Annotated in this window: 6 protein-coding genes and 1 pseudogene; 4 read left to right on the forward strand and 3 right to left on the reverse strand. The window is 50.5% G+C overall.

Translation table 11 applies throughout. The annotated features are described in order from the left end of the window. Positions 1–184 (reverse strand): hypothetical protein (locus NW827_RS04535; protein ID WP_414503382.1); only part of this gene is annotated, 184 nt, incomplete at its 3' end. Between the two features lie 182 nt (positions 185–366). Between NW827_RS04535 and NW827_RS04540 the strand changes: the two genes are divergently transcribed. Continuing rightward, positions 367–891, forward strand: a complete 525-nt coding sequence (locus NW827_RS04540; protein WP_414362478.1) for a type IV pilin protein — start codon at positions 367–369, stop codon at positions 889–891. A gap of 75 nt (positions 892–966) precedes the next feature. Here the strand turns inward: NW827_RS04540 and NW827_RS04545 are convergent, their stop codons facing one another. Together NW827_RS04545 and NW827_RS04550 are read right to left on the reverse strand one after the other, a co-directional pair. Next, positions 967–1,878: a glycosyltransferase family 2 protein gene (locus NW827_RS04545; protein WP_414362479.1), complete on the reverse strand. Its 912-nt coding sequence runs from the start codon at positions 1,876–1,878 to the stop codon at positions 967–969. Positions 1,879–1,941: 63 nt separating this feature from the next. Beyond that, on the reverse strand, positions 1,942–3,171 hold the full coding sequence (locus NW827_RS04550) for a 2OG-Fe(II) oxygenase (protein ID WP_414362480.1): 1,230 nt from the start codon (positions 3,169–3,171) through the stop codon (positions 1,942–1,944). 483 nt (positions 3,172–3,654) lie between these two features. Between NW827_RS04550 and NW827_RS04555 the strand changes: the two genes are divergently transcribed. The 3 genes and pseudogenes from NW827_RS04555 to NW827_RS04565 form a co-directional block, all read left to right on the forward strand. Continuing rightward, the gene (locus NW827_RS04555) at positions 3,655–3,894 is read left to right on the forward strand and encodes a hypothetical protein (protein WP_414362481.1); all 240 of its coding nucleotides are present in this window, start codon (positions 3,655–3,657) and stop codon (positions 3,892–3,894) included. A gap of 152 nt (positions 3,895–4,046) precedes the next feature. Further along, positions 4,047–5,684 carry an FkbM family methyltransferase gene (locus NW827_RS04560; RefSeq protein ID WP_414362482.1) on the forward strand — a complete coding sequence of 546 codons (1,638 nt, stop codon included), beginning with the start codon at positions 4,047–4,049 and terminating at the stop codon, positions 5,682–5,684. A gap of 36 nt (positions 5,685–5,720) precedes the next feature. Next, positions 5,721–7,046: pseudogene (locus tag NW827_RS04565) on the forward strand (macrocin O-methyltransferase); the annotation flags it as partial.

A 7,046-nucleotide genomic window follows, 5' to 3' on the forward strand; every position in this document is an offset into this window, starting at 1 on the left:
CCGGGAAAGCTTCTTCTTCAGCCGGCGAAGGCACCCCAAGGTCAAAGAGGCCCCACAAGAACTCTCGCCATGCCTCCGGATCTTGCTGTGGGTAGAAAGCCGCCAGCCATTCTGCAAAGACATCCGGCGATTGCTGCAGCAGTTGCTTGGCTTCCAGGATCCGAGCTTGTAGGGCGAAGTTCATGGGCGGAAAGGAGAGCGCTGGTCTTAATCTGCCATGACTACGGAACCTTTCTGGAGCCACCCCCCCAAAGATCCGCAATTTTGCTTGGGGACAGGCTGTTATGAATAGCCCTCAGGCTGGGTAGGTTAAGACTGGCAGGTAACCTGCCCAAGTAACTCTCTAGTAACTGAGGATCGAGGACCATGAGCGCAAAGTCTCGTCAGTCTCTGCTGCGGGCCAAGCTGGCTCAGCAACTTCTCTCCCAAGCCAAGGGCTTCACCCTGATTGAACTGCTGGTAGTGATCGTGATTGTGGGCGTGCTGTCTGCAGTGGCGATCCCTCAATTCCTGAACCAAGTGCGCCGCTCTCGCACTGCTGAGGCTCAAGCTGCTCTCACTGCAGTAGGGCGGGCTTCTGAAGCCTATCGGCTGGACACCAGTAGTTACCCGGATGCCTACTCTAGGATCCAAGCTCCTGGGCCTAACCAGGGCAAATACCTGAACGACCCCTGGAGTGCACCTAACTACGACACACCAGTGGCAAGTCCGGGTACTACTAACGACCTCCGACGGGGCGTCCGTTGGGACACGACTGCGCTTTCAAGTGCAACAGCATATGTCAATTCCTCGGGTAACCCCATTCAATGCACCATTGGCCTAGGAGGGGAGGAGAAAGTTGTAGCTACTCTCGACACTTTTGTAGGCAACAGCTGCAACGTGTTTAAATAGTTTTTGCGGGTTCCACTGTTTGCTTGGCTCCCTTTGGGGAGCTTTTTTTTAGTCCTCTGAAACAACCTGAGATTCTCAGGGGGTAAGTACAGTTGCTAGCAACTGGGAAGGATAGCAGATGCGGGTGAGGATACCCTCTTCTATCAAGCTCTGGTTAATCATAGAGTTGCTGTAGAGTACAAACTTTTGGTAAAGAGCCACCATTTGGTTGATATCTCCCGAGCAGTATGCATCCCTTGAGGCCAAGTGGAAGGGAACTCGAATGGGATTGGACTTTGAGCGCCACCAGTAGTCGGGAAAGTTTCCCAGTTGAGCGTACTTCTTGTAGTAGTTCTGGAAGCCGCAATTCAAGTAGTGCAAAACAGCGGGAGATGAGGTGACTAGGGTATGCTCCTCTGGAATGTCAAAACTATGTACGCTGTTGGGCAAAAGATTAGGATAAATCCGAGCTGCTGATTTCCCATTTTGATAGGCTAAAAAGTATTGGCCCTTGCCAGAGATACTCTCAAACTTAGTATAAAAGTGGGGATCTAGAACAGCAGGGTTTTGCTTGAACAGGGTAACTTCGCGAAAGTAATCTTCAATCTCAAACTTTTCGGGGGCTGCCTCGCAGTTTAAGAAGCGAACCTGAAGTATGTCGCTATCTAGCTGGTCAAACCAGTCCAAAGTAAGCGCCTCGCCGAGGTAGAAGAGCTCATCTCCATCAATATGAATGATCCAATCCATGCCTTGCTCAAGGGCAAGCTGTATAGCAGTTTCCACATTTAAAATCTGGCGGGCCATGACCTCGTAGCCAACATGAGGGCCATATTTTGCATAGAGGATATTGCCTAGCGCTTGCTGGACTTGCAAAGCTTCATCATTGGGAATAGCTGTTACGTCGGAGAATCTAAGTGCTATCTGAGCAGCGGGATCCTCTGGATCGTCAAAGAAGATATAGATGTGGGCGATCCCAATGGCGAGGTGGTAGCGAATGAAGGATTCCAAGCAAACTCCTGGATCCCGAACTGTGGTAACAATACAGACTCTGGCCATATCGAATTCGAGCCTTTAGGCAAGTTGCTTGGTTCCTAACCAAGTGTTGATGGTGAAGCGGCTATCGGTAAAGGCTTGACTGGGACTAAACACCGGCAGGATTTCGTGTATGCAACTGCTGGGGAAGAAGACGATGCTGTTGTTGGTTGGGATCACCTCGTCGTAGGCTCCATGGAGAATTGGCGGATGGGGTTTCTGCCTTTGGGTATCGTAAATACGCAGCTCACCCCCTCGGTAGGGCTTGGGCTCTTTGTGAAAGTAGTACACACAGCTTACCTGACGAAAGGCAGTTTGGGGATAAGAATTATCGGTATGAGGAGTAAAGTAGCAGCCATCATAGCTAGCAATCATCTCCATCTCAAAAATTTGGATATCGAAGTTCTCGATGCCCAGCTCCACAAAGATTTGAGGAGCCACTGCGGCGATCCTCTCTTTCAGCAAGGATCCATACTCCTGAAAGTAAGCCAAATCTAGCCTTAGGGAGCGCCGAAACTTGAGAGACTCAGCCTCAGTGTTGTTTTGGCTATAGCTTCTCGAAGGGATAAACTTATCTTGGTGAGCAATGGCATGCTGCAAGATGGCTTGGTTGACTTCAGCTGGTAGGAAGTTATCTAGCTTAACGTACTTACAAGGATAGAACCGGGGCTGCTCCGGCGGATCTGGCTGAGAAAACGTGAGGGATACTGGGTTGGCATTCAGCAACAACCCTGGGCCGAGTTCCCGGATGTAAGCCAAATCTTGCTCAGTTAAAGCTCTGTGTTGGGGATCCCAGCTCAAGAGATGGATCCCTTGGCTGAGCTTGGGAAAAGCTTTTTGCAGATGAAAAGCGAGATCCACCCCCATCAAGTCTAAGGTTGATTGGGCAAGGGATCCGTAGCGGCAGTGATCGACCAAGTACAGGGCCGGCTCAGCCAGGTAATCCCGCAGAAGCAGGGACTGGAGCAAATGGGTGCGATAGTCAACAAGCTCCGCCCAGAAGCAAACGCCAATTCGGGCATCGGGAAACCCTTCCCCCAAATCTGCCAGAAGAGCGGGGATGGATCCTTCGAGCAGCAAAACCCGTTCCCCTAACCCTAGCCGAAGGATCTGGGCTTGGAGATCTTCCGTGCTGGGCAATTTTTTAGAAGAATTCTGGAGCGGATCCCGTAGAATTACTGCTAACTTTTCGGAGTGGCGAAGCATCACCTCTAGCACAGCCCCTGAGTCTTCCCAGCCAATCTGACAAAAGATCTGCTGTTCAGGCATGCGACCTAGAGCCCAGTCCAATAGCTGAGCGAGACTACCGACTTGCTCCAGCTCGGAAGCAAGCTCCTGAGTAAGGTCTTGGCACTGCATGGAAGGGATCCCTAGCGTTCCGTTCTCTCTAGCCTAATGTACCCGGATTCACCCCCAGTTCCCGCAGCTTTTGGGCCAGGTGCTCTGCTCGTCGCTGCTCCTACTTGACCTCGGCAGGTGGCCGCTTGGGTAGGTAGGTCAGATCCGGCCTATCAACGGCGGGGCTGCCCATGGCCTATCGTAGATAGAGGATCAAGGGATCCCTTCTTCTTTAGCCTGACTTCCAGGGCAAGCTAGGGTTGCCAGTTATCGATCCAGCTCGAGAAAGCTGCAGGGACGGGCTAAACAAGGGTTTTGACGGATCCCTGAGGAGTAGAGCTGGCTTTATAACCGTTTCATAACCTAGGACTGCTAAGCTCCTACGGACTGCCCGAGCGAAGGATCAAACAAAAAATGAAGGGTACCAAGGCCGCAGCTTCGCGTATTCTTCTCAACTGGCCAGCTCCACCCGACTACATCCCGCCCCCTCTGCTTTCAGACCGGCAGGTAACCCTCTGTCCCAAGGCAAGAGCAAAGGGATTTGGGTTAGGCTTTGTCAACTTCACCGGCGGCCTAGTGGAGTGCCCAGAAGGGGATTATGACCTCTACGACTTTGTACAGCAATCTGAACAGATTGCAGATAAGGAATTTTAGTTGCTGTTTGGACCTCTAGCTTCGACTACAGTAATCCTTTCAGCACCAAAAAGTTTAGCTGCCCAACCGTCTTACTGGCTGGCGATACTCACCATTGGGAGTTCCCCATCAATCACCTCCTAGCCTACTGGGCTACTGAAGGCTTTGACTACGTGGCCACCGCCTACAACCGCCAGCACCTGCACTGGTTTGCTGCAGCAGGCTTGGAAAACCTGGCCTGGCTGCCCCTTATCTCCATGCGCCCTATCACCCACGAGTGGGTAGAAGCGAGAGAAAACCAAATTGTCTTCATTGGCCAGCAAGGCTCTCGGCACCCCAGACGCTCCCGACTTGTGCAGGCTTTGAAGGAAGCGGGTTTGCCTATCCTCATCAAAGCTGCCAATCGCATAGAAGCAGCCGAACGCTTTGCCAACTCGCTGATTTCGTTTAACTGTAGCCAAAATGCGGATCTCAATCTCCGCAACCTGGAAGTGATCTCAGCAGGTGGCTTTTTGTTGACAGACCGTCTTTCTTTTGCCTCGGGCTTCGACGAGCTGCTGGTGCCGGGAACCTACTGCGAGACCTACGACTCCGAAGGCGAACTTTTGGAAGAGGTTCGCTACTACCTCGACCATCCACAAGAAGCCATCGAGATTGCCCGCCGCGCCTACCAAGCCTTCGACAAACAGTGGCACCCCCGCCACCGCATCCAGAATCTGCTGGACTGGGTGTTTAGCGGAGAGCTGCCCGAACCCTTCCGCTACTCGCCTCGTTCCGAGGTGCGTCACTTTGTCAGCACGGCTAACTCTCACCTGATAGACACCCGCCTGGCTGTGTATGAGCCTTTGCAAGAGCTGCATCGGGTGCAAGAGCGGCTCAAGGTGTTTGTTGGTCGAAGTTGTCCTGAAGTTATTGCCGCTGATTTGCTGGATTTGCCACGCCTGGAGCTGTATGGGGAAGGGAGCTTTGTGGATCCCTGTGCTCTCTTGCAGCAGAGGGACGTGGCTGGACGGGTGCATGAGCTAACAGAAGAACCAGCAAGCTGGCCGGTATTTGATCTGGCCGTATGCACGGTTGAGGATCTCCAAAGACTGAAGCAGCCCCTCAAAGCCAACTTTGCATTTGTTCTCGGAGAAAACCATCAACTTATCTTTGCCAATAGTAATCGGTTGATGCAAAGCTATAGGCGAGAGTTTACCGTAAACCAGCGTAGTTTTGTGGTATGGCTCTACGAGGAGATATTTTTCCATAAAGCCGCCTATCTCAATAACTATAACCTTCCTTCATTTATTTCTGGAGTGAAAACTATTGCTGACATAGGAGCTGGTGTGGGGCTTGCTAGTGTCTACTTTCATGGATTTTGCCCGAATGCAGTTATTCATTGTTTTGAGGCGGATCCCTTGGCCTTGCACCTGCTGCAGCAGAATGCTCTTATTTTGGACAACTGCCATGTACATCCAGTGGGCTTGGCAGGAGAGGATGGCTATAAAACTCGTCGTCTCTGGCCAGAAGACTCTCAAACAGAGTGGGGAGTGGAGCAGGTGTTGGTCTTTCGAGAAGCCAGGACAGCCTTGCAGGAGCTCGGTCTGGAGCGCATCGATGTGCTCAGGGTGGCTACAGGTGGACAAGAGATAGAGGTGTTGACCAGCTTGGGGCCATGGCTCAAGGACATCAAAGTCATCTACGTGGAGTTTGGCTCGGAGCAAGACCGCAAGCAGATTGACCAGATGCTGGATCCTTCTCACATGATCTGGCAGGGGGAGATCATAGCTGGTCAAAGAGGATCCCTCTGCTATCTGCGCAGAGCTTAGAAGTAGACTCTTGAAAAGAGAGGAGATGCGAAAGTTATGAACTCAACTATCATTGTTACAAGTGCAGACAGCAAGTTTTTTGAGTTAGTCCAGGGGACTATCCTCTCTATCCGAGAGAAGCCACAGGGCTACTCCGTCGATATTGGATTCTTTGATGTAGGCCTCACTCCAGAACAGTTGCAGTGGATAAGTCAGTACGTTGACCATATTATTGAGCCAGGTTGGAATTACGATATCCCAAGTAGTAACAGCCTACCTAACTACCTTAAAGCTCTGGCATCCAGGCCATTCTTACCTGAGTATTTTCCAGGTTACGAGGTTTATATTTGGATTGACGCAGACGCTTGGCTCCAAGATTGGTCTGCAATTGAGCTACTCACCCTAGGAGCAAAAAGAAAAGGATTTTCAATAGTTGCCGAGTTAGTAGCTAAGACTGTCAACAGATTGCGGGTGCAAACCTGGATAACCTGGCACTACCAGAAATACTTCCATCACACCGAGTTTAATCGTCTAGATATAGAGCCATTGCTGAACGCTGGTGTATTCTCCGGAGCTAGACAATCTATTCACTGGTCGGCATGGAGAAAAAGACTAGAGCAAGCTATCCTCAGATGCTTCGATTTATGGACGGATCAGTTTGCTTTAAATGTTTCTATCTACAAGGATTTAGGTTTGGATAGAGTTGAGCTTCTACCACTCAATTGTAATTGGTTGGCTCACTATCAGCTACCTTTATGGGATCCTCAAAAGAGGCTATGGGTGGATCCTTTTTTGCCTCACGAACCAATAGGGATTGTACATCTTACGGTCGATGCTAAGACAAGGCCAACTTATATTGTACTTACAACTGAAGGTTTTAAGGTTGAAGCCAGCTTACGATATCCAGGCAAGAACTCTCCCCCGATTAAAAGATATGACTATGTATCGAATAACCAGAGGAGAATACATCTTGACTATAGCTTTCCTCTAATGACTGTAGTGGATCCAAGCTCTCACCCTTGGCCCTACTTGCGAAAAGAGATTCCCCATCTTTTGCACGCAGACTTACGTCAACCTCTTATTGGCTTTGTTAGCCGAGATGAAGCACATATCTTGTACAATACCGCTCTTAAGTTCCAAGGAAAACCTGCTTTGGAGATTGGGTATTGGCTAGGTTGGTCAACTGCTCACCTCGCATCAGGAGGAGTTGTTCTTGATGTAGTGGATCCTGCTCTGGCCAATCCTCAGATCTATGAAAGTGTGGATCAGTCTCTCCGCTTGGCAGGAGTTCGCTCTAATGTCAACCTGTATCCCGGCTACAGCCCAGAGAAGGCAGAAGAGATTGCTCGGGAAAAGAACCGCCGCTGGTCTTTGATCTACATC

This window comes from Synechococcus sp. H70.1, assembly GCF_047502705.1.
GTDB lineage: Bacteria > Cyanobacteriota > Cyanobacteriia > Thermostichales > Thermostichaceae > Thermostichus.

What these genes read in the sequence shown, in the direction of transcription:
- NW827_RS04540 (WP_414362478.1), top strand. Translation starts at nt 367, where the DNA reads ATGAGCGCAAAGTCTCGTCAGTCTCTGCTGCGGGCCAAGCTGGCTCAG.
- NW827_RS04550 (WP_414362480.1), bottom strand. Translation starts at nt 3,171, where the DNA reads ATGCCTGAACAGCAGATCTTTTGTCAGATTGGCTGGGAAGACTCAGGG.
- NW827_RS04555 (WP_414362481.1), top strand. Translation starts at nt 3,655, where the DNA reads ATGAAGGGTACCAAGGCCGCAGCTTCGCGTATTCTTCTCAACTGGCCA.